The sequence below is a fragment of the Actinophytocola xinjiangensis genome (assembly GCF_001921215.1).
Lineage (GTDB): Bacteria > Actinomycetota > Actinomycetes > Mycobacteriales > Pseudonocardiaceae > Actinophytocola > Actinophytocola xinjiangensis.
Map to the genome: position 1 here is coordinate 39,525 of NZ_MSIF01000037.1, position 21,540 is coordinate 61,064.

Sequence of the window (21,540 nt, forward strand, 5' to 3'; positions counted from 1 at the left end):
TCTACCGGCGACATGGTGGTCAGGGGAACGCCCGCGCGGTGGCAACATCTCGCCATGTCCGAAGTACGACACCGGCGGGTGTCACTCGTCGACGGTCACCTGGCTGCCGGCGGGGCGACTCACCGGGATGGCGACGTCACCGGTCGGCAGGTGACGGACCCGGTCGTGGACGGCCGCCGCGCGGGTGATGTTGCCCATCCTGAGGTAGAGGTCGGCTGCCCGCTTCCAGGCCGAGATGGCGTCCTCGATCTCGCCATCGGCGTGGCACACGGTGCCGAGCGCGACCAGCGCGGGTGCCTCGACCACCTGATCACGGGTCTGCTCGCAGATGTCGAGCGCGACCCGGATGGTTCCGCGGGCATTAGCGGTGCGGCCCTGGGCGATGTCGAGTTCGGCGAGGGCGAGACACGCGCGCGCCGTTTCCCTCTGGTCCGGGATTCCTTCCGCGACACCGCGCGCCCGGGCCAGGTGCGACGCGGCCAGTGCGTGGTCGCCGCGCACGGTGTGCAGGATCCCGAACTCGATCAGAATCGCGGCATGCGCCGACTGCTCCCGGATGCGCAGGGCGATTCTCCTGGCCTCGTCCAGCCGGACGAACGCCTCGTCGTGCTGATCGTTGGCCGCGAGCACCGTGGCGATTCTGTAGTGGTACCAACACCTTCCCTCATCGTCGTTATTCTCCTCCACGAGAGCCATTCCCTGGCGCCACCAGTTCATCGCGGCCGCGGTGTCTCCCCGCACCATCTCCAGTTTGCCGAGATGGATGAGCGCGGCGGACCGTCCACGTGGGACATCGTGTTCGATGGCCAGCCGCAGGGCTTCCTCCAGTGTCCGTCGGGCGTCGACCACCTCACCCAGGGTCAGCTTGGTCATGGCGGAGCCGAGCAACGACGAGGTCAGATCCTCGTGATCCCCGGTCAGCGTCGTGACCCGCACGGTCAGGTCCCTGATCCGAAGACTGTCCTCGTGGGCGCCGAACCGGTCGCAGAACGTCGCCACCGGGTCGCCGAGCCGGTAGGTGTACCGGCGGAGGTCGACGTCGGACGCGGAGAAGACGATGGCCGCGAGGAGGTTGTTCCGCTCGCGCAGGAACCACTCCCGGGCGTGCACGTTGTCCACGAACGCCACCGGGTGCTGATCGATCTCCGCCGAGCCCGGCGGCCGCAGATAGGTCGAGTAGGCGAGGCACGCGGCGTCGGTCACCGCCGCCAGGTAGAAGCGCAGCATGCGTTCGACCGTCGCGTGCCGGTCGGCCGGCTCGTCGGTCTCGGCGCAGTAGACGGCGAACTCCGCCAGCAGGTCGTGCAGCCGGTAGCGACCAACCACCGGCTGTTCGACGAGGTGCGCCTCGATCAGTTTCGCCAGGCTTCGGTTGGTGTCCAGCATGGTCCGACCGTCACCGGCGGCGGCCGCCTCGATACTGATGTCGGGACCCGGATGCAGTCCGATCACCCGGAACAGGCGGCGTTCCGGCTCGTCGAGCGAGTCGTAGGACTGGGCGAACAGCGCGCCGACGTTGACGGTGCCGTCCTGGTCACCGAGGTCGACGACCAGCCGCCGTCGCGTGAGCTGATCGGCGACCTCGGCGATCGGCCCGTCAGGACAGGTCGCCGCGAAGGCGGTGGCGACACTGATCGCCACCGGCAGGCCGCTACAGCGCTCGACCAGACCGGCACGGTCGGCCGCGTCGAGTTCCCGGTGGGGGCCAAGCTGGGTGATGAGCAGTTCGTCCGCGTCGGACGGTGTCATCGCGCGGACGGTGATCCGGCGCGCGCCCACGGTGGTTCCCAGTGAGGTCAACCGCCGGCGGCTCGTGATGACGACCAGAGCACCCGCCAGTCTCGGCAGGAGATCGCGGACATGGTCGTTGTCGCGCACATTGTCCAAAATCACCAGAGTATCTCGTTCACCCAGCAGCCGGGACAACAGAAACGTCCGCTCCTGAGGACTCCCGTCCGGCCGGTGTCCACATGCGATGATGAAATCATCCACGACCTGAGCGGGATCGACAATTGTCCTGTCCGAGTAACCACTGAGATTCGCCACGAGGACACCACCAGGGAACCGGTCGCGGACCCGGTGTCCCCAATGGACCACCAGTGCGGTCTTGCCGATACCGGCCGGCCCGGCGACGATCACCACTCCCCTGGCCGGTTCGCCCGTGCGTGGTGTGGTCAGTGAGTGCAGCCGTTCGAGCGGTTCGGCTTGGCCGACGAAGTCGACGTCCTGTGGAAGCAGGTCGGGCGCCACCCGTTCCGGCGGTCGGGAACCGTTGTGGCGCACCACGATCGGCGAGGTCGGGAGGGTGCTCCCGCGCAGCAGGTCGTGCTGGCGCAGCAGTTCGTCGGCGGCGTCGATCTCGTCGTTGTCGAGCAGTGCGCGCCGCACGGCCTGCACGTAGCCCATGGCGTCGCGCTGCCGGCCGACGACGTAGAGCGCCTTGATGCGGTGCACCGCGAGCCGGTAGTGCCGGTGGTGGTCGAACGGGAGATCGTCCAGCCGGCGCAGGACGTCCTGACTCCTGCCCAGACCGTCGAGCGCGCGCAGCAGCACGTCGTAGGCCGGTGCCCACAGGTCGGCGTCGGCGATCGATCTGCGGTGTTCGGCCGGGTGTCCCAGCAGGTCCGCGAACGGACGGCTCGTCCACAACCGCACGGCGCGCTCCAGCAGTTCGCCGGCCTGCTCGTACTCCCCGGCCTGGACCAGTTCCTCACCGCGCCTGACGGCGTCCTGCAGCCACCAGTAGTCGACCTCGTCGCGTTCGACGTCCAGTCGCAGCATGCCGTTGCGCCAGCGCAGGTCGGGAACCGGATCCAGCTGGTCCAGGCCTTCCCTGGCGAGTTGGGCATACCGCTGGACGGTGTCCGGGTTCACCCGCCCGATGCCGGGCCACACCCACCGGATGACCGTCTCCAACGACACCTCCTGCCCCGGGTGCAGCAGCAGGACCGCGAGGAGCCCTCGTGGTTTGGGTCGTTGCCAATCAAGGTTGAAATTGTCTCGAACGCGTAACGACGTCGGACCGAGAATGCAGAATCTGTATCCCACCAGCGTGCCCTTCGCTGGAGACCATCCCCGACAAGATGAGAGTGTGCGGGCATTTCGGTCGACCGATCCAGCGCACTCATCTTTCGAAATCGTTCCGTTATCGTTGACGAGAAAGCGATCTTCTCAATGCGCGTGCAGATGCTCGTGCGATGTCCAGGAAGTGTCCTGTTCATGTCCACCCACCGCCGCCGCCCGCCGGACACACTGTCGGGATTCTGTCGGGATATCCGCCGGATTTCGTCCGGCTCGGTGGGAGACGCTGGACACCGTCGGCCAGCGGGGGCCGGCGAAACGGGAGGGGGTGACCGGTAATGATCCACTTCGATGACTCCGACCAGCGGATGATGTTCTGCTCCGACAAGGAACAGAGCTCGTAACCCGATGAGTGCGTGACGAGGTGCGGGGAGGTTTCCATGTTTCGCCCGAGGATCAAGTGGGAGCACCGGCCGGTGAGGCTGGGCGAGGACCAGGTTCAGATCGGCGGCAACGTGCCCGGGATCAGGGCCCGGATCGAGGACCCGACCGGATGGGTGTGGGCGTTGGTGGAAACCCTCGACGGTAGGAGGACGGTGGACCAGGTCGTCGCCGAGCTGGTCCACCGTTTCCCCGACAGGTCCGAGACCGAGGTCCGCTCCGAGGTCGTCCGGGACCTCGGACTGTTGGCGGGAGCGGGCTACGTCGAGGACGCGGCCGAGCCCGTTCCCCGGACACTGTCCGGCCGGGAGCGGGAACGGTACAGCCGCGCCCACGCGATGTGGCGATGGATGACCCGCGATTCCCGGCGATCGAGCTGGGACACTCAGCTGTCGTTGCGGCAGGCACGGATCGCCGTGGTCGGGATCGGCGGCACCGGCAGCACCGCCGCGCTGGGCCTGGTCCTGTCCGGTGTCGGTCACGTGCACTGCGTCGAGCCCGACGTGGTGGAACTGTCGAACCTGAGCCGGCAGGTGCTCTACACCGAGCGGGATCTCGGCCAGCGGAAGGTCGACGTGGCGCTGCATCGGCTGCGCGAACACAACTCCGACGTCGTCGTCACCGGTGAGGCGGTAACCGTGCGGGGGCCAGGTGATCTGGCGACGCTCGCGGCCCGCTTCGACGTGGTGGTGCTCGCGGCCGACCAGCCACCCGAGATCCGGTCCTGGACGAACCAGGCCTGCCTGGGGACCGGCACCGCGTGGGTGCACGGCGGCTACCACGGTCCCCAGATCAACGTCGGCCTGTACCGTCCGGGCGGGGGCGCCTGCTACGACTGCGCGTGCGCCGCGGAGCGCGAGCGCCTGGCCACACTGCCACCGCGCACGCCGGCCACCGCCACGACCGGACCGCTGACCCAGGCGGGCAATGCCGTGTCCGCCGGAATCTCCGGTCACCTCACCGCGCACGCCGCCATGAGCCTGATCACCGGAAGTCCCCGGCTTCCGGCCAACCGCGAGTACGCGCTGAACCTGGTCACGCTCGACGCCGGCACCGTGCTGGCCCTTGACGTGCCGCGGCCCGACTGCCCGGCCTGCGGCGGGTCAACGACCATCGGCCACCAACTCTGAGAGTCTTCGCCGTACCTGGTCCAGGCGCGGATCCTCCAGGTCGACGAGGAGGACCTCCGCCGCACGCAACGCCGCCAACTCCGACGACCGGTCCTGTTGGTGTTCCAGTGAGACCGCCAGTGCCAGCACCGCCTGCACCCGATCGGCGCCCGTGTACCCGATGGTCTCGTAGGATTCGATCGCCTGCCGGAGAAGGGAAATCGCGGCCTCGTGTTGGCCAAGCCCTTGCCGGGCAAGGGCGATGTCACACAGCGCGCCGGCCTCACCGATCTGGTCTCCGGCCTGGCTCCGCAGGTCCAGTTCCCGTACGGCATGGCCCAACGCGATCTCGTACTCGCCGAGTTCCACGGAGATGGCACTGAGATGACACAGGGCCACCGCCTCCGCCCGTAGCTGTCCCACGCCTCGGGCGATCTCCGCCACCCGTTGGTACACCGTCCTGGCGTCCTCCGGTCTGCGCTGGCCGCGCCGAACCCAGCCCAGGCCCGACAGTCCGGAGATCCGGCGTGCGGTGTCGTCCAGTTGTTCGGCGAGGGCGATGGTCCGCGTGGCGGTCGCCTCGGCGTCGTCCCAGCTGCCCAGGCGGCACAGGGTGTCTGTCCGCATGCTCAGCACAAGCGCTTCCACCGCCTGGTCGTCGAGTGCCCGCGCCGACCGCGCACCCAACTCGGTGGCCGTCAGGTGAAGCGCGGACCACGCCCTACCGCCGGTGGTCAGGAACCGGCACGACACGGCGAGCGCCGTCACCAGTTCGTGCAGCCCGGCCGTGGCCGCCGCCCGCGTCACGGCCACCAGGTTGGCGCGTTCGGTCCGCAGCCAGGCCTGAGCCTGGTCGCGATCGGCGAAGGAGGTCTCCACTCCCACCGGTGGTACGGCGGCCGGGGAGACGCCGGCCAACGGGGGGAAGAGCATGCCGTCCGCGCGCTGGGCGGCACCGGCGTACCAGGCGAGCGTCCGTTCGGTCGCGGCCCGGCGAACGTCCGGGGTGTCGTCGATCTCCACCCGGTGGGCCGCATAGTTCCGGATGACGTCGTGCATCTGGTACCGCCGCCTGGTGCCGGGTTGGACCAGGCGCAGGTCCGCCAGTACCTCCAGACAGCGGTAGGCCTCGGACGGGGTCAGGCCGGCGAGCGTGGCGGCGGCGTCGACGTCGAGTTCGCCACCGGGGTGCAGCCCGAAGCGTCGGAACACCGTCGCCTGCTGGTCGGTCAGCTGCCGATAGGTCCAGTCGAACACCGACCGCACCGCGAAGGTCACCCCGTCGTCCTCCTCCAGTCGATCCCCGTCGTCGCTGATCTCGGCGACCACGTCCCCGATTCCCACGTGTGGCCGGGCGGCGGCCCGGGTCGCCGCGACCCGCACGGCCAGCGGGAGTCCGCCGCAGAGGGCGAGCAGTTCGGCCACGGCGTGCAGTTCGTCGTCGATCCGCTCCGTTCCGACGATTCCGCGCAGCAGGTCCTCGGACTCCTCGGTGGTGAACACGTCCAGGCTCACCCGACGGGCCGCCTCCGTGATCACCAGACTGGTCAGGCCACCGCGACCGGTGACCACGGCCATGCATCCCGGCGCACTGGGCAGCAGCGGCCGAACCTGCTCGGCGTTCGCGGCGTTGTCCAGGACCACCAGCACCCGGCGTTGCGCGAGCAGCGACCGGTACAGCCCGATCCGGGCCTCGAACTCGATCGGCACCTGTGCCTCGGTCGTGCCCAGGGCCGGTAAGAACAGCGCGAGCACCACGGCGGGGTCCAGGGGCTCGCTCGGCCCGGAGCCACGCAGGTTGACGAACAGCGTTCCGCCCTGGAACCGGTGCTGCGCGCGGTGCGCCCACTGCACGGCGAGAGTGGTCTTGCCTGCTCCGCCGACACCGTGCACCACGGCGACCATCACCTTGGCCGGAGGGTCTCCGACCTCGGACAACAGGCCGTCCAGCACCGTCATTTCGCGCTGGCGCCCGGTGAAGTCCGGGAGCGGCGGTGGCAGTTGCCGGGGTACCGGCACGTCCGGCCCCGCGTGCGCGGGGAGGACGACCTGCTGGATCGTCCCGGCCTGGATCACATTTCCCGTGACCCGGCCACTGATCGCATTCCTGCTCTGCTCCCGCTCCATCGATCCAGTCTGTTGCCGTACGATGAAGGTCGCAACATTCAAACGGCGGAACATCCGGAATCCCCCGACCGTGGTGAGTCTTCCACCACAGGCAAAGATCTACAGCCCGGCGGTCACCGACTTCTCCCGATGACGGATCCATTGCCGATCGTCCAAGGAACGATCTTGACCGACCCGCCTTCCGGTGCCCGTTTCACCGCCCCACCACGGTTGATCGTCGACAGGTCACCGCCGCGTCGCCGTCGTCGTGACCGCCCGTCGAGGCGTTTCGGGAAGCTCTGAATGCCCACAGGGACGTCATTGCCCGATATTCTGGAACCATTTATCGAGAGGTCATGGCAAACGTTTCCAAAATAGCGGGTCAGGACCACGTCCGCCATTCGGGACCATCACTGATCGTATGATCACTTTCGACGATTGCTCTCATTTCTTCAATTCGGCTCCGAATTGCCGGCAGCGCGGACCCGGGGCCGCCGTCGACACCAGGACCTGCCCCGACGCCGCCGCGGGGACGCCGAACCGGTCACCGCTCCGTAAGTTTGTCACTGACAAACACGGGCGGTTATGCGTTAATGGTTCATCTTGCTTGCCGGATCGGATGAACGGAGAGCTTGGCGATGGTTCAGTCACCGGACATACCCGCGGCCTACTCGAGGCGCCGGTTGCTCGTTCGTGGGGTTGCCGCCGGTGCGGCACTGGCGGGAACGGCCCTGGTCGGACTGCCGGCCGCCGCGGCGCCGGGGGACGAGGTCGGCGCGCTGGCCACGGTGGACATGGAGATGGTCCTGCTGGCCTGCCAGGTGGACCCGCCCAAGTCGGGAACGGGGACCACACCCGGGGCCCAGGCGCACGTTCTCGCGGTCGAGGAAGCGTTGCGCGCCAAGGGACTGCTGGCCGCCGCGCAGACCGACGGGCACTACGGGACCTCGACGCTGACGGCCTACGCGACCTACCAGCGCAGTCTCGGGTTCAGCGGGCTGGACGCCAACGGGGTGCCGGGGCGCACCTCGCTGACCCAGTTGGGCTCCGGGCGGTTCGACGTGAGCCGGCCGGTGACGGCGGGGTCGCGGACGGACTCCTACGGCGGCAAGCGGGTCAACACCCGCACCGCCGCGATGCTGCGCGCGGCCGACGGCATGCTGTCCTGGAGCCTGACGCTGACCCAGGGCTCCTACACCTCCGCCAACCCGGGCTCGGCCGGTACGCACGACGGCGGCGGCGTGGTCGACATCAGCGTCAGCTCGCTGAGCACCACCCAGCGGTGGCAGACGATCAAGGCCCTGCGAACGGTCGGTTTCGCCGCGTGGTTGCGGACCCCGTCCGACGGGTTCGCCTACCACATCCACGCCAACGGGATCTCCGACCCGGACATGTCCCGTTCGGCCCGCGACCAGGTCAACGACTACTACTTCGGGCGCAACGGGCTGGCCAACAACGCCGCGGACAACACCCCGGAGGCCTACCGGATGCCGCTCACCTGGTGGGAGAAGTACCAGTGCGGCTGAGCCTCCCATTGCCCTCGCAGGCAAGGCTAACCTAAGTTAGCGGTGCTGGGGCGAGGGTGAAGGGACGTGGTGATGGCGCGCGGGTTCCAGGGTGCGGTCCTGCGGGGCTTCGGCGCACGAGATCACGACGCGACCGTGGTGGAGACACTGCGGCTCGCGCCGAACCTGGTACGGGTACGGCTGCACTCGGCGACCCTGTTCTCCGAGATCGTCGTGGAGCCGACCGCCTGGCTGCGGTTCTGGTTCCCCGACCCCGGCGGCACCGACACCGAGTTCCAGCGCGCCTACACCATCAGCGAGCACGACGCGCCCACCAGGCGCTTCGCCATCGACGTCGTGCTGCACGAGCCCGCCGGCCCGGCGTCGCAGTGGGCGGTCGAGGTCCAGTCGGGGGCCACGGTCAGCGTGACCTCCCTCGGCTCGGACCGCTTCGCCCTGCCCGAGGAGCTGCCCGCCGGCTACCTGCTGGTCGGCGACTCGGCGTCGACGCCGGCGATCAACGCGATCCTCGACGTCGTCCCCGCCGACCTGCCCGTCGAGCTGTACCTGGAACTGCACGAGGAGGCCGACCGCCAGCTCCCGCTCACCCCACACCCCCGGCTGCGCGTGCACTGGGTGCCGCGCGGTGACGGGCGGGAGCTCGCGGCGGCCATCGAGACCCGCGACTGGTCGGACTGGCACGCCTGGGCCGCCCCCGAGTCGACCACGCTCAAACACGTGCGCGCCCGCCTGCGCGACGAGTTCGGCTTCCCCAAGACCGAGGTGCACGCCCGCGCCTACTGGATCCAGGGCCGGTCCATGGGCAAACTGCGCGACGACACCAACGACCCCGCCGGGAAACCGGCGGCCGTGCCCAAACCCGTCAAGCCCAAGGAGAAGGCGGCCGGGGCGTGGCGCTCGCAGGCCGCCGGGCGGCTGCTGGCCCCGCTCAGGCGCACGCTGGTCGCCGCCGGGGTGGGTCAGGCGCTGGTCACCCTGCTCCAGCTCGCGCCGTTCGTGCTGCTGGTCGAGCTGGCCCGGCTGCTGGTGGCCGGCGCGCAACCCGCCCGGCTGTGGACGGTCGGCGGGTGGGCGCTGGGCCTGCTCGGCGCGGGCGCGGTGCTCGGCTCGGCGCTGCTGCTGTGGCTGCACGTGGTCGACGCGCGGTTCGAACGCGACCTGCGGGTGCGGCTGCTGGACAAGCTCGCCCGCGTCCCGCTCGGCTGGTTCACCGGCCGGGGCTCCGGCTCGGTCACCAAGCTCGTGCGCGACGACACCCTGTCGCTGCACTACCTGGTCACCCACGCGGTACCGGACGCGGTCGGCGCGGTCGTCGCGCCGGTGGCGGTGCTGGTGTACCTGTTCGCCGTGGACTGGCGGCTGGCGCTGGTGCTGTTCGTGCCGGTGCTGGTCCACCTGGTGACCATGGCGGTCATGGTCGTGCGGTCCGGGCAGAAGATCGGTCAGGCGCACCGCTGGGCGGAGCGGATGAGCGGCGAGGCCGCCGCCTACCTGGAGGGCCAGCCGGTGATCCGCGTGTTCGGCGGCGCGGCGGCCTCGACGTTCCGGCGCGACCTCGACGAGTACGTCGGCTTCCTCGCCGCCTGGCAACGGCCGTTCACCGGCATGAAGACCGTCATGGACCTCGTCACCCGGCCGATGACCTTCCTGTGGCTGATCGCCGCCGCCGGCACGCCACTGGTCGTCTCGGGCGCCATGCCGGCCCTGGACCTGCTGCCGTTCCTGCTGCTGGGCACCACGTTCGGCGCGCGGCTGCTGGGCATCGGCTATGGCATGGGCGGCATCCGCGACGGCGTCCAGGCCGCCCGCCACCTCAGCGTCGCGCTCGGCGAACGGGAGCTCGCGGTACGCGAGTCGCCGCCCGAGGACAGCCCGCCGGGGCGGGTCGAGTTCGCCGGCGTGACCTTCGGGTACCGGCCGAACACGCCGGTCGTGCGGGACATCGACCTGACGCTCGAACCGGGCACGGTGACCGCGCTGGTCGGGCCGTCCGGGTCGGGCAAGTCAACGCTGGCCGCACTGCTCGCCCGCTTCCACGACGTCGACGCCGGCACCATCCGCGTCGGCGGGCACGACGTCGCCTCGCTGACCGCCGACGAGCTGTACGCGCTGGTCGGGTTCGTCTTCCAGGACGCGCAGGTCGTGCACGGCACGGTCCGGGACAACATCGCGCTGGCCGTGCCGGACGCGACCCTGCCCGAGGTGATGGCCGCCGCGCAGGCCGCCCAGCTGCACCAGCGGATCCTGCGGATGCCGGCCGGCTACGACACCGTGCTCGACGGCGGCACCGGCCTGTCCGGCGGCGAGCGGCAACGCCTCACGATCGCCAGGGCGATCCTGGCCGACGCGCCGGTGCTGATCCTCGACGAGGCCACCGCCTTCGCCGACCCCGAGTCGGAGTACCAGGTGCAGCGGGCGCTGAGCACGCTGGCCAGGGACCGCACGGTGCTGGTCGTGGCGCACCGGCTGACCACGATCACCGGCGCCGACCGGATCGTGGTGCTCGACGACGGGCGGATCGCCGAGACCGGCACGCACGAACAACTGCTCGCCGCCAACGGGCGCTACCACCGGCTGTGGGAGTCCCGGGCCGCCGCCCCCACGGAAGGGGCCCTGCGATGATCCGCACCTACCTGCGGCTGATCCCCGCCGACCGGCGCGGCCGGGTCGTCGCGTACACCGTGCTCACGGTGGTCTCGGTGCTGCTGCGGGCGGCCGGGGCGGTGCTGCTGGTCCCGTTGGTGGGCGCCCTGTTCGGGGCGACACCGGGCGACGCGTTCGGCTGGCTGGGCGCGCTCACCGGGGTCACCGTCGCCGGCTGGGCGGTCGACGCGGTCACCGCCAGGATCGGGTTCGACCTCGGGTTCGCCGTGCTGGACACCGTGCAGCGCGACCTCGCGGCACGCCTGACCCGCGTCCGGCTGACCTGGTTCACCTCGGACAACACCGCGACCGCGCGGCAGGCGGTGGCCGCGACCGGCCCGGACCTGGTCGGTCTGGTGGTCAACCTGCTCACCCCGCTGTTCGGCGCGGTGCTGGCGCCGGCGGCGATCGCGGTGGCGCTGCTGTTCGTGTCGCCGGTGCTGGGGCTGGCGGCGCTGGCCGGGGTGCCGCTGCTGCTGGGCGCGCTGTGGGCGGCCGGGCGGGTCGCGCGCACCGCCGACGAGGCGGCGGCCAGGGCCAACAACGCGCTGACCGAACGGATCGTGGAGTTCGCCAGGACCCAGCAGGCGTTGCGGGCCGCGCGCCGGGTGGCGGCCACCCGCAGCAGCGCCGGGGCGGCGCTGGCCGTGCAGCACAGCGCGACGCTGCGCCTGGTGCTCATGCAGATCCCGGGGCAGCTGCTGTTCAGCGTGGTCAGCCAGGTCGCGCTGATCGGCCTGGCCGGCACGACCGCGCTGCTGGCCGTCGACGGGACGCTGCCGGCGGCCGAGGCGGTCGCGCTGATCGTGGTGATCGCCCGGTACCTGGAGCCGATCACCACGCTCGGCGAGCTCGCGCCCGCGCTCGGCTCGATCCGCGCGACCGTCGAGAACATCCGCGCGGTGCTCGACGCGCCGGTCGTCGGCTCGGGCACCACGCCCAGGGCCGCCGCCACGGCGCCACGCATCGAGTTGGACGGGGTGAGCTTCGCCCACGGCGAGGACGACCCGGTGCTGGAGAACCTCACGCTGCGGCTGGAACCCGGCACGACGACCGCGATCGTCGGCCCGTCGGGCGCCGGCAAGAGCACGGTCCTCGCGCTGATCGCCGGCCTGCACCAGCCGGTGCGCGGGCGGGTGCTGGTCGACGGGGTGGACGCGGCGACGCTCGACGCCGGTGCCCGCCAGGCACTGACCAGCGTCGTGTTCCAGCACCCGTACCTGTTCGACGGGACGGTGCGGGACAACGTGCTCGCCGGCCACCCGTCGGCCGGCGAGCACGAGTACGCCACGGCGCTGCGCCTGGCGCGGGTCGACGAGATCACCGCCCGCCTGCCCGAGGGCGACCGCACGGTCACCGGTGAGGCCGGCACGGCGCTGTCCGGCGGCGAGCGGCAGCGGGTGAGCATCGCCCGTGCGCTGCTCAAACCCGCACCGGTGCTGCTCATCGACGAGGCGACCAGCGCGCTGGACACGGAGAACGAGACCGCCGTCGTCCAGGCCATCGCCGACGATCCGGTGGCGCGGACCAGGGTGATCGTGGCCCACCGGCTGACCAGCATCGCCCACGCCGACCGGGTGCTGTTCCTCGACGGCGGCCGCGTCGTGGAGGACGGCACCCCGGCGCGGCTGCGCGACGCGGGCGGCCGCTTCGCCGAGTTCTGGCGTCAGCAACAGGAAGCGGCCACCTGGCACGTCACCGCCTGAAGTCCCACCGGGTCGCGCCGTGCGGCTCGGCCGCGCCGACGCCCACGGCCGAGTGCAGCGTCAGGCGGTAGAGCTGCCACGGCGGCGGGCCGGCGCTCGGCGCGCTGAACGGCGCGGTGAGCGCGTCGCCGTCCGCCCGCGCCGGCCAGCCGCCGGTGCGGAACACCTCGGCCACTCGCTCCACTGTGGACCGGTCGGTGACCCGGTGGGCCTCGCCGTCCAGCACCACGTCGGTGCCGCGCAGGCGGACCGCCACGGTGCACACCGGGTTGGCCGCCAGGTTGCGGGAGCGGCGGGTGCCCGCGCCGCCGGTGAAGTAGAGGGCACCGTCCACCCACACCGCCCCGACGCCGGCGGTGTGTGGCCGGCCGTCGGGGCGGATGGTGGAGACGAAGAACGTCAGGTCCTCGGTGGGCGAGTCGGCCACCAGGACGTCGAGCACCCTGCTCCAGGGCAGCTCCGGGGAGCCGTACTGGGACAGGTTGCGCGTGGACACCGGGGTCGTCGAGTTCTCGTTCATACCTGTGCGTCGAACTCGACGACCCCGGATCGACACGTCAGGCGCGCGGAGCGAAATATCCCGCCACGTCCACCACGATGTGGGTGTGGTCGCTGGCGTTGTACACGTCCACCGCGCGCCTGGTGCCCAGGTCGACCACGGCGTGGTTCGCGGCGGTCTGCGAGCCGTTGATGTTCACCGACGACACGTTCGGCCGGGGCTGGCCGGCCGGCCAGGCGGTCAGGCTGGTGCCGTAGAAGTAGCCGATACCGGTCAGGTTGAACAGCACCGTCTCGGCCTCCGCCGGCACCACACCACCCAGCGGCACGTTGCGCTGCGCGTTCGGCCACACCCACTCGGTCGTGCGGGAGTCGTAGCCGCGCACCGGGGTGATCGGGTGGAAGCCGGCGCCCTCGTCGGGCGAGTAGTAGCCGAACAGGTCGAGCAGCACGTCGACCTCACCGGAGTTGTTCCACACCGCGATGTTCAGCTCGTCGCTCACCGGCACGGTCACCAGGTTGGGGGTGATCCGGTACGGGTAGGCGTTGAGGCTGGACGTGGTCGGGCGTCCGGTGATGGTGCGCGACACGGTCAGGAAGGTGTGCTTGGTCGGGTCGACGGCAGTCACGTTGAGCACGACCGACGTCGTCGACGGCGGCACCAGACCGGCGAGGCTGACCGTGCGGGCGGAACCGCCGTGGAACGGTTCACCGCCCCGGGTGTCCAGGAACCGTTGCTGGGTAACGGAGTTGTACCAGGACGTGCCGCCCTGACCGTAGTGCCCGACGAAGTCGGCGATCAGGTGGGTGTTGCCGTTGTGGTTGTACAGGCTCACCCGCCGGTCCGAGCCGACCGGCACGGTGACGGTGGTGGACCGTGTCTCGCCGACCACCAGGTTCAGGCTCGACACCCCGGGTCTTGGCTCGCCGGCCTGCCAGGCGCTGACGTAGGTCGGTTGGGTCAACGCCACCCCCGTGACGTTCAGCACGACGGCCGTGGCACCCAACGGAACCCGGTCCGCCACGTCGACGGTGACCGAACTCCGTGTCCAGACCGGCACGCCGTCACCGGTGCGGGTGTCGAGCACCCGCACCGACGACTCCGCCGCGACGAACGCCGAACCCGGCTCCGGTTGGGCGTTCGCGGTGGTCGCGGTGACCGTCGGCAGGGTGACGGCGACCAGCCCGGCCAGCAACGCACCCATGAGTCGACAACGCATGAATTCCCCTCAGTTCTGAACTCGGGAAGCCGGCCCCTCCGGCCTCCCACGTTCACAGGACGCCTGGAGTTTCCCCGGGTTGCCAACGGTTTTGTCGAACCCGCACGCCGATGCGCGCCCGGACCGTGCGGCCCGGCACGGCCCCTGTTTCCGTGCCGGGTCCCGCCGGTCAGCTCACCTCGGGCAGGTCAGGGCAGGTTCCAGACCTGGTTGCTGCCCGCGAAGCAGTCCCAGATCTGCAGCCGGGTGCCGTCGGCGGAGCTGGGACCGGTGGCGTCCAGGCAGCGGCCGGACGCCGGGTTGCGCAGGGTGCCGTTGGACTGGGCCTGCCAGACCTGGGCGCCGGTGCCGTTGCAGTCCCACAGCTGGATCGGGGTGCCGTTGGCGGTGCCGGCGCTGGTGACGTCCATGCACTTGCCCAGCGCGCGCAGCGTGCCGTCGGAGCCGGCCGTCCAGCTCTGGGCGGTGGTGCCGTTGCACGTCCACAGTTGCACGGCGGTCCCGTTGGCGCTGCTGGCGCTGGCCACGTCGACGCACTTGCCGCCGATGCCGGTGATCTGACCACCGTCGCCGGGCGGGTTGCCGCCGCCACCGGTGGCGACCTCGTAGATGGCGCTCACCAGCGAGGTCGCGCCGCTGGTGTCCTGGGACAGCTCCCAGTTCATGATGCCGCCGGCGTTGGCCATCGCCCACTGGGTCTTGCGCTTGATGGTGGGGATGCCGTTGTAGCACTGCTGGGCGCCGCCGACGCTGACACAGTCCCGGTTGGCGTTGGCCGGGTCCATCGAGACCAGCTGGGAGTAGGTGTAGTAGTTGGGGCGGCTGTAGAACGGCACGCCGAGCACGGTCTTGGACGCGGGCAGCCCCCGGGACTTCCAGTAGTTGGCCGAGGCGATCGACCAGTCGTAGTTGGCGTGGGGGCTGCCGCCGTCGTAGGCCATGATGTTGAGGAAGTCGACGTGGCCGAACACCGCCGGCTGCACGCCCTCGGCGGTTCCGCCGCCGGAGACCACGGCCGCCGTGAGCAGTTTGCCCCGGCTGTGCATGGCGTCGCTGAGCTGCCCCATCAACGCGGTGAAGTTGTTGCCGGAGGCGCCGGGGTCGGGGTACTCCCAGTCGATGTCCACGCCGTCGAGGCCGTACTGGTTGACCACGCTGACCACGCTGTTGACGAAGGTGGTCCGACCAGCGGAGCTGGCGGCGAGTGCCTCGAACGCCGAGTCGTTGCCGTCGTTCCAGCCGCCGATGGCCAGCAGGACCTTGACGCCGTTGGCGTGTCCCTGGCTGACCAGCGAGGAGAGCTTGCCGGGGTCGGGGATGGCCTGCAGGGTGCCGTTGGAGTTGGGCAGGGCGAACGCGTAGTTGATGTGGGTGAGCTTGCCGTACTGCACGGCGTTGACGCTGCCCGACCAGGAGGGCAGGTAGCCGACGCTGCGGAAGCCGTTGGGCAGCGCGGCGGCGGCCGGGGCCGCCGCGAGCGCCACGAGCCCGGCGACCATGGCGAACACGGTCGTGAGCACGGCCAGGAGACGGGTCCTTCTCATGGATCACCTTCCGTAGCAGGGGGGAGCAGTGATCGGACCTCTGACAATATTTGTCTAGACCTATTCGCGCCAGAGGCGGCCGGCCACGAATGGCCGGTGCGTGGCCTGTTCCCCCGCGCGGCACTCCCCCAGCATGTGCAGCCGCAGGTGTCGGGGTGAAGGGGATCGAGGAACGTGAGTGTCAGTGGGCCGGGTGCCACTCCCGGCTCGGATCGGAACCAGCCGGGGTCCAGGGTGTTGTCCGTCGACCTCGGGACGTCCACCACGGTGGCTGCGTTCGCCGCGCCCGACCACCCGCCACGGGTGATCGAGATCGACGGCGCGTCGGCCATGCCCTCGGGCGTGTTCGCCGCCGAGGACGGCCGGCTGGTCGTCGGCCGGGAGGCGCTGCGGCTGGCCCGCACCGCGCCGGACCGGTTCGAGCCGCACCCGCTGAGCCGGGTCGGTGAGCCGAACCTGCTGCTCGGCGAGGCCACGACACCGACGGCGACACCGGTGGCGGTGCCGGTGGCGGCGGCGCTGGCCGCGGTCCTGGGCACGGTCCTCACCGAGGCCGGCCGCCAGCTCGGCGGTGCTCCGCCCGACCAGGTCCGGCTGACCCACCCCGCCCGGTGGGACACCGCGCGGTGCGCGGTACTGCTGGAGGCGGCCCGGCTGGCCGGTGTCAGCGGGACCATCCAGCTGGTGGCCGCGCCGGCGGCGGTGGTGGCGCACGTCGCGCCGGGGACCGGTCAGCCGCTGGCGGTCGTCGACCTGGGGGCGGGCCGGGTGGAGATCGCCGTGGCCGGCCCCGGGCCCGTGCTGGCCGAACCGGGCCCGCCCGGCCTGGGCGGTCTGGAGATCGACCAGGCCCTGCTCGACCACCTCGGCCGGCAGGTCGGGGACCGGGACCAGCCGGCGTGGGAGCGGCTGGTCACCCCCGGGTCGTCGGAGGACCGGCGGGCCGCGCTGGCGGTACGGGACGAGGTCCGGGCCGCCAAGGAGGCGCTGTCCGAGCACCCGAGCACGGTGGTGGCGCTGCCCGAGCCGTTCGGTCCGGTGCCGGTGACCCGCGCCGAGCTGGAGACACTGCTCCAGCCGGAGGTGGCCAGGGTCGTCGAACTGCTCGGGTCGGTCACCGGCGCCGCCGGGGTGTGCCTGGTCGGCGGGTCGAGCCGCATCCCGCTGGTGGCCGCGACGATCGCCGAGCGGCTGCGGGTGACACCGGTCGTGCCGAGCCAGCCGGAGACGGCCGCCGCGCTCGGTGCGTGCGCCGGCCCGGCCCCCGTCCAGCCGCCCCGAGGAGCGCCTGTGCCGCCGGCCCCTGGTTCGCTGCCGCCCGCACCCCCGGTCCCGCCCGGTCCCCTGCCGTACGCGGCGCCCGGGCCGGCCCGTCCCGGGGCGCGCCGGGCCGCGTTGATCGGCGCGGCGGCGGTGGCGCTGGTCGCGGCGATCGTGGCGGTCGTGGTGCTGGCCCCGTGGCGGTCCACGACCGCGTCGCCGTCCCCGTCGGGCGGCGACGAGCCGGCCGGGCCCAACGGCCAGAACGGGTACCACTGGTCGATGACCATGGACCAGGTCGGCGTGTTCGAGGGCATGTGGGCCGCGCCGGACTCGGTGGTGCTGGGCCACTGGCAGGGTTTCATCGCCTTCGACGCGGCCACCGGCGAGCAGCTGTGGTCCTTCGACCTGCCCGACAACAACTTCCTGTGCAACATGACCCCCACCGTCACGCCGGCCGGCGTCGGCGCGTTCGCCTACGGCGAGATGGGCGAGGAGGGCGGCGAGAACTGCCACCACCTCCAGACCATCTCGGTCGAGACCGGTGAGGCGCAGTGGTCCGAGCCGGTCTCCCTGGTCGACGAGGACTACACCGGCTGGCTGGGCAAGATCGGCGGCACGTCGCTGTCGATCAACGGCGACCTGGTGACCGCCGCCTACGGCGCCAGCAACTCCCAGGACGAGCACCCGACCGACCTGACCTGGGTGGACACCAGAACCGGTGAACGGCTGGGGACGACCGAGTCGGGCGCCGAGCCGCTGCTGCACCTCTGCCGGCTCACCGGCCACGCCCAGGTGCAGCGCGACACCATCCTCGCCCTGTCCCAGTGCGACCACGTCGCCACGCCGAGGATCCTGTCGTGGAGCATCGACCACCCGACGTGGGAGCTGGGCGCCGAGCTGGACGGGTGCCCGGAGCTGTCCAACACCATCGACAACGTGTTCATGCGCCAGACCGGCAAGGACGAGCTGGTGATCGGCTGCTACACCGGCCTGTCGCTCCAGCGGCTGTACGCGGTGACCGACTCGTTCGACACCGGCGCGGTCAGCCTGGACGGCGTGGCGATGGAGGGCACCGGCACCGGCGGGGGCGCGGCCCGCCCGCCGGAGAACCTGGTGCTGGACGGCAAGAACCTCTACCTCCCGCGCGGTGAGGACTCCACCAGCAACGGTGTCATCGCGGAGCGCGACGACCGCCGGCAGTGGCAGTACGCGCTGCGCGACACGACCGAGGTGAAGCTGATGGCCGCCGAGAGCGAGGAGGTCGCGGTGCTGGTGGTCACGCCCGGACCGTCCACCCTGTACACCGTGGCCGGGGCGAACGAGATGACCGAGGCGCCCGAGCTGGACCCACGGGTGGCCGAGGAACTCCCCGACGCCGAACAGTCCGTGCGCGTCGGCGACTACCTGATCTGTGGTTTCGGTTCCCTCAACGGGGACGGGACGGTCATCGGCGCCGTTGCCCTGACGGACTGACTGCGGTCAGGGCCACCAGCTCGGTGTCGGGCACCAGGAACGGCTCGCGCTGGGGCACCCAGCGCACGGCCGTGCCCGGCGCGTAGCTGACGAGCTGCTCGGGCAGGTAGTAGCCGTGGGCGCGCACGCCGCCCCGGTCCGGGGTGCCGGTGAGGTAGGCCGGTTCGGAGCGGGGGTCGAGCACGAACTCCACCCGGGTGTGGTCGGCGCGGACGTACTCGGGGTCCGGGTGGATCTCGCGGACGGTGGCCTCGACGGCCTTGCCGAGGTTCCCGGTTCCCGGCAGCAGCCCGCGCCGCCGCTTCTCGCGCACCAGCCCGGCCAGCTGCGCGCGGCGCGGCACGCCGACCACCCGCACCGCCCGGTTCGGCTGCGCGGGATCCACCCGGACGGCGACGTAACGCCCGGGCAGCAGCCTGGCCAGTTCCTCGGCCGACACCTCGGCCTCCACCAGGAACAGGCCCTCGGGCAGTTCGACGGACAGCTGGGCGGCGATCCGCCGCAGGGAGTTCGACTGGTCGGCGTCGGTGCCCCGGACCATGGCGTAGCGCACCGGACCCGGGGCGGTGTGGCTCACCACGGGAACGGCCCGAGTGTCCCGGTGGAACCGCCGGCGCCGAGCGTGACCGGCGCCCGGCGGGACAGGCGCATCCCGGCCGCGTCCTCGGGCCGCACGAACCCGGTGCAGGGCACCACCTGGTCGCCGACGGTCGCGCGGACGGTCACCTCCACCTGGCCGTCGCGGATCCGGCCGGTGGGCCACGGGCGGGTCACCGGCGCGACGGTGGTGACGCCGTCGACGACCAGGGCGTGCTGGGTGGTGTCGTAGAGCCCCCGGCGCAGCCGTTCGTCGGCGATGGCGCGGGCGATCCGTACGGGGGTCGCCGTGACCGCCGCCCGTGCCTGAGTGTCCCGGGTGGCGGGGTGGAACGGGATCATGGTGCCCGGCCGCAGCTTCCCCGGTTCGCTCGTCAGCACCTCCACGCTCACCTGGCCCTCCGGTCCGTCGAGAGCCAGCCGCACCGCCGGCACGCCCTCCCACTCGCCGCCGGCGAACCACCACAGCCGCAGCGACCCGACGTGCGGCGGTGCGGCGGGCGCGGCGGAGGAGTCGGCGTAGTAGGTGGGCTCCAGGAAGTCGCCGAGGCCCGGCTGGGGCCGGCCCCACTCCCCCCGCCGGCCCCGGCCGATGGTCCGCGCGATCAGCCGTAGGTCCGGCGGCGACGGCCGCCCGACCGCGCGCTTGTCGAGGACGAAGGACAGCATCAGCCCCCCGGCGACGTAGGCCACGCCCATCCCGATGACCAGCCATTGGATCCCTGTCACGGGCGCAGCCTCCCGTGGGCGGCGGGCCTACCGGTCACAGAAACTATGCTCGGGCCGGTGAGCGTCCTTCCCGGTGAGCGCACGGTGCCGCGCGCGGCGCTGCTGGCCAGGGCGTGGTCGCTGCTCGGTGACGGGGTCGCCCCGCTCACCAACGCCGCCGGCCGCCCACTGGCCCGCACGGTGAAGCTGATCCTGGACCCGCTGGTGCTGCGCCCGGTGCTCAACCCGGGGTTCGCCGCCGGTGCGGTGTCCGGCGCGCACGCCGACGACCTGGTCGCCACGATCACCGCCGCCGGCCCGGCGCTGAGGGCGACCGCCGAGTGGTATCTGCTGGTGAAGCGGGCGCGGCGGCGCGCGGGCATCACCGAGGGCCACCCGCAGGACCTGTACTTCCAGCGCTGCTTCGAGCTGGCGACCACCCACGGCCGTCCCGGCGCGGACGCCGAGCGGGTCGCCGCCGACGTCGTCGAGGAGGTCCACGCGGGCGCGTCCCGGCTCACCGCCGAGGACCTGCGCCGCTACCTGACCGACCCGGCCAACGCCGGGGAACTCGACCGGCTGCTGCGCGCCGCGCGACACCCCGTCCCGGACCCGGCGCGGGATCCCGGGCCGGATCCCGGGGTCGCGGCGTTCCTGGTCTCCGGTGACACCGCCGGGTTCCCGGCGCTGGTGGCCGCGAACGCCGGCAGTCGCGGCGCGGCGGAACTGGCCGGGCCGGGCGTGGCGCGCGGCTACGGCCTGTCCGACCGGACGGTGCCGGTGCCGCCAGAACTCGGTGACCGGGCGTCCAAACGGGACCTGCCAAGGCCACTGGACCGGTCGGTCCTGGAACGACTGTTCACCACGGTCACCGGGAGCGACCCGGCCGGACTGCCCGCGTTGGTGCGCCGGGAGATCGACCGCACCGGCCGGGCCTGGCAGCTGGGCGAGGAGGCCAGCCGGGTCACCATGGTCCTCGGCCGGGACGCCAGCGCCGGCCTGGAGCACGAGCCGACGTCCGGCGCGCAACGCCGGCTGCGGTCGCGCTGGGACCGGGAGGCCTACGTCCACCGCGTGCTGCGCCTGCCGGATCCGGCGGCGGCCGGTGTCCCCGAAGCGCTGCGGGCCGACATCCTCGGCGTGCGCCGCGCGTACCTGCGGCGGCTGTGGGTGCGTCTGCACGGCCGGGAGGTGCGCGGCGGCGAGGTCACCGCCGACGCGCTGTGGGACCTGCTCGACGGCGTGCTGCGCTCGGTCATCCTCGACCAGCGCGACCGCCTGCGCGCCGCCCTCGAACGGCTGGTGGCCGCCCGATGACCCACCCCGAGCGCACCGCGCTGCTGCTGGCCAGGGGCGCCACCCTGCACTGGGACGTGTTGTCGGACAGCGCCTCCCCCACCACGACGGTCCACGACCCGGCGCTGGCCGCCGACTGGCTCGACGACGACCCCGACGTGCTGGCCGCCGCGCGGACGGTGGCCTACGTGGAGTGGGCGCTGGCGTGGTGGCCGGCCTCGACGGTCGCCGGGGTGCCGCAGCTGGACCGGCGGCTGCTGCGGGCCGAGGCGGCGGTCGCGGCCGCCGGCATCGACCACGTCCTCGACGAGGACACCGTGACCGGCACGCTGTGGGCCGCCCGGGACGCGGTGCCGGCGCTGGCCGCGGTCCCGGGCGCCCGCGCCGCC

13 protein-coding genes and 1 pseudogene are annotated in these 21,540 nt (G+C 71.9%); 7 read left to right on the forward strand and 7 right to left on the reverse strand.

The features are described from left to right. Window positions 1-81: 81 nt before the first annotated feature. Window positions 82-2,916: an ATP-binding protein gene (locus BLA60_RS39000; RefSeq protein ID WP_154814903.1), complete on the reverse strand. Its 2,835-nt coding sequence runs from the start codon at window positions 2,914-2,916 to the stop codon at window positions 82-84. A gap of 545 nt (window positions 2,917-3,461) precedes the next feature. Here BLA60_RS39000 and BLA60_RS39005 point away from each other — a divergent pair. After that, a complete protein-coding gene (locus tag BLA60_RS39005) occupies window positions 3,462-4,592 on the forward strand; it encodes a ThiF family adenylyltransferase (RefSeq protein WP_075138128.1) in 1,131 nt (376 codons plus the stop codon). Here BLA60_RS39005 and BLA60_RS39010 read toward each other — a convergent pair. Beyond that, on the reverse strand, window positions 4,566-6,698 hold the full coding sequence (locus tag BLA60_RS39010) for a tetratricopeptide repeat protein (protein ID WP_162293079.1): 2,133 nt from the start codon (window positions 6,696-6,698) through the stop codon (window positions 4,566-4,568). The genes BLA60_RS39005 and BLA60_RS39010 overlap by 27 nt on opposite strands. A gap of 662 nt (window positions 6,699-7,360) precedes the next feature. On the opposite strand from BLA60_RS39010, the gene BLA60_RS39015 reads away from it, so the two are divergent. From BLA60_RS39015 to BLA60_RS39025, 3 genes are all read left to right on the forward strand, one after another. Beyond that, the gene (locus BLA60_RS39015) at window positions 7,361-8,203 is read left to right on the forward strand and encodes a peptidoglycan-binding protein (RefSeq protein WP_245812470.1); all 843 of its coding nucleotides are present in this window, start codon (window positions 7,361-7,363) and stop codon (window positions 8,201-8,203) included. A gap of 72 nt (window positions 8,204-8,275) precedes the next feature. Next, the gene (locus BLA60_RS39020) at window positions 8,276-10,825 is read left to right on the forward strand and encodes an ABC transporter ATP-binding protein/permease (protein WP_075138131.1); all 2,550 of its coding nucleotides are present in this window, start codon (window positions 8,276-8,278) and stop codon (window positions 10,823-10,825) included. Beyond that, entirely contained in the window at window positions 10,822-12,552 is a 1,731-nt protein-coding gene (locus BLA60_RS39025; RefSeq protein ID WP_075138132.1) for an ABC transporter ATP-binding protein, read from the forward strand. Before BLA60_RS39020 ends, BLA60_RS39025 begins: the two co-directional genes overlap by 4 nt. Here the strand turns inward: BLA60_RS39025 and BLA60_RS39030 are convergent. The 3 genes from BLA60_RS39030 to BLA60_RS46005 form a co-directional block, all read right to left on the reverse strand. Then, entirely contained in the window at window positions 12,542-13,072 is a 531-nt protein-coding gene (locus tag BLA60_RS39030; RefSeq protein ID WP_075138133.1) for a pyridoxamine 5'-phosphate oxidase family protein, read from the reverse strand. The two genes, BLA60_RS39025 and BLA60_RS39030, sit on opposite strands and share 11 nt — an antisense overlap. Before the next feature lie 37 nt (window positions 13,073-13,109). Then, window positions 13,110-14,270, reverse strand: a complete 1,161-nt coding sequence (locus tag BLA60_RS39035; RefSeq protein ID WP_154814904.1) for a hypothetical protein — start codon at window positions 14,268-14,270, stop codon at window positions 13,110-13,112. Window positions 14,271-14,458: 188 nt separating this feature from the next. Next, window positions 14,459-15,814, reverse strand: a complete 1,356-nt coding sequence (locus tag BLA60_RS46005; protein ID WP_075138135.1) for a glycosyl hydrolase family 18 protein — start codon at window positions 15,812-15,814, stop codon at window positions 14,459-14,461. Between the two features lie 237 nt (window positions 15,815-16,051). Here BLA60_RS46005 and BLA60_RS39045 point away from each other — a divergent pair, with 237 nt between their 5' ends. Then, window positions 16,052-18,550 (forward strand): Hsp70 family protein, encoded by a 2,499-nt coding sequence (locus tag BLA60_RS39045; protein ID WP_154814905.1) that lies wholly within the window; start codon window positions 16,052-16,054, stop codon window positions 18,548-18,550. Here BLA60_RS39045 and BLA60_RS39050 read toward each other — a convergent pair. Together BLA60_RS39050 and BLA60_RS39055 are read right to left on the reverse strand one after the other, a co-directional pair. Then, window positions 18,522-19,127 carry a hypothetical protein gene (locus BLA60_RS39050; protein ID WP_154814906.1) on the reverse strand — a complete coding sequence of 202 codons (606 nt, stop codon included), beginning with the start codon at window positions 19,125-19,127 and terminating at the stop codon, window positions 18,522-18,524. The genes BLA60_RS39045 and BLA60_RS39050 overlap by 29 nt on opposite strands. After that, window positions 19,124-19,876: a hypothetical protein gene (locus BLA60_RS39055; RefSeq protein ID WP_154814907.1), complete on the reverse strand. Its 753-nt coding sequence runs from the start codon at window positions 19,874-19,876 to the stop codon at window positions 19,124-19,126. The genes BLA60_RS39050 and BLA60_RS39055 overlap by 4 nt, the downstream gene beginning before the upstream one ends. Window positions 19,877-19,933: 57 nt before the next feature. Here BLA60_RS39055 and BLA60_RS39060 point away from each other — a divergent pair, with 57 nt between their 5' ends. Together BLA60_RS39060 and BLA60_RS39065 are read left to right on the forward strand one after the other, a co-directional pair. Further along, a complete protein-coding gene (locus BLA60_RS39060; protein ID WP_154814908.1) occupies window positions 19,934-21,172 on the forward strand; it encodes a serine/threonine-protein kinase in 1,239 nt (412 codons plus the stop codon). After that, window positions 21,169-21,540 (forward strand): annotated as a pseudogene (locus tag BLA60_RS39065) (hypothetical protein); the annotation flags it as partial. The gene BLA60_RS39060 and the pseudogene BLA60_RS39065, both read left to right, overlap by 4 nt.

What these genes read in the sequence shown, in the direction of transcription:
- BLA60_RS39005 (WP_075138128.1), top strand. Translation starts at nt 3,462, where the DNA reads ATGTTTCGCCCGAGGATCAAGTGGGAGCACCGGCCGGTGAGGCTGGGC.
- BLA60_RS39010 (WP_162293079.1), bottom strand. Translation starts at nt 6,698, where the DNA reads ATGGAGCGGGAGCAGAGCAGGAATGCGATCAGTGGCCGGGTCACGGGA.
- BLA60_RS39020 (WP_075138131.1), top strand. Translation starts at nt 8,276, where the DNA reads ATGGCGCGCGGGTTCCAGGGTGCGGTCCTGCGGGGCTTCGGCGCACGA.
- BLA60_RS39025 (WP_075138132.1), top strand. Translation starts at nt 10,822, where the DNA reads ATGATCCGCACCTACCTGCGGCTGATCCCCGCCGACCGGCGCGGCCGG.
- BLA60_RS39030 (WP_075138133.1), bottom strand. Translation starts at nt 13,072, where the DNA reads ATGAACGAGAACTCGACGACCCCGGTGTCCACGCGCAACCTGTCCCAG.
- BLA60_RS39035 (WP_154814904.1), bottom strand. Translation starts at nt 14,270, where the DNA reads ATGCGTTGTCGACTCATGGGTGCGTTGCTGGCCGGGCTGGTCGCCGTC.
- BLA60_RS46005 (WP_075138135.1), bottom strand. Translation starts at nt 15,814, where the DNA reads ATGAGAAGGACCCGTCTCCTGGCCGTGCTCACGACCGTGTTCGCCATG.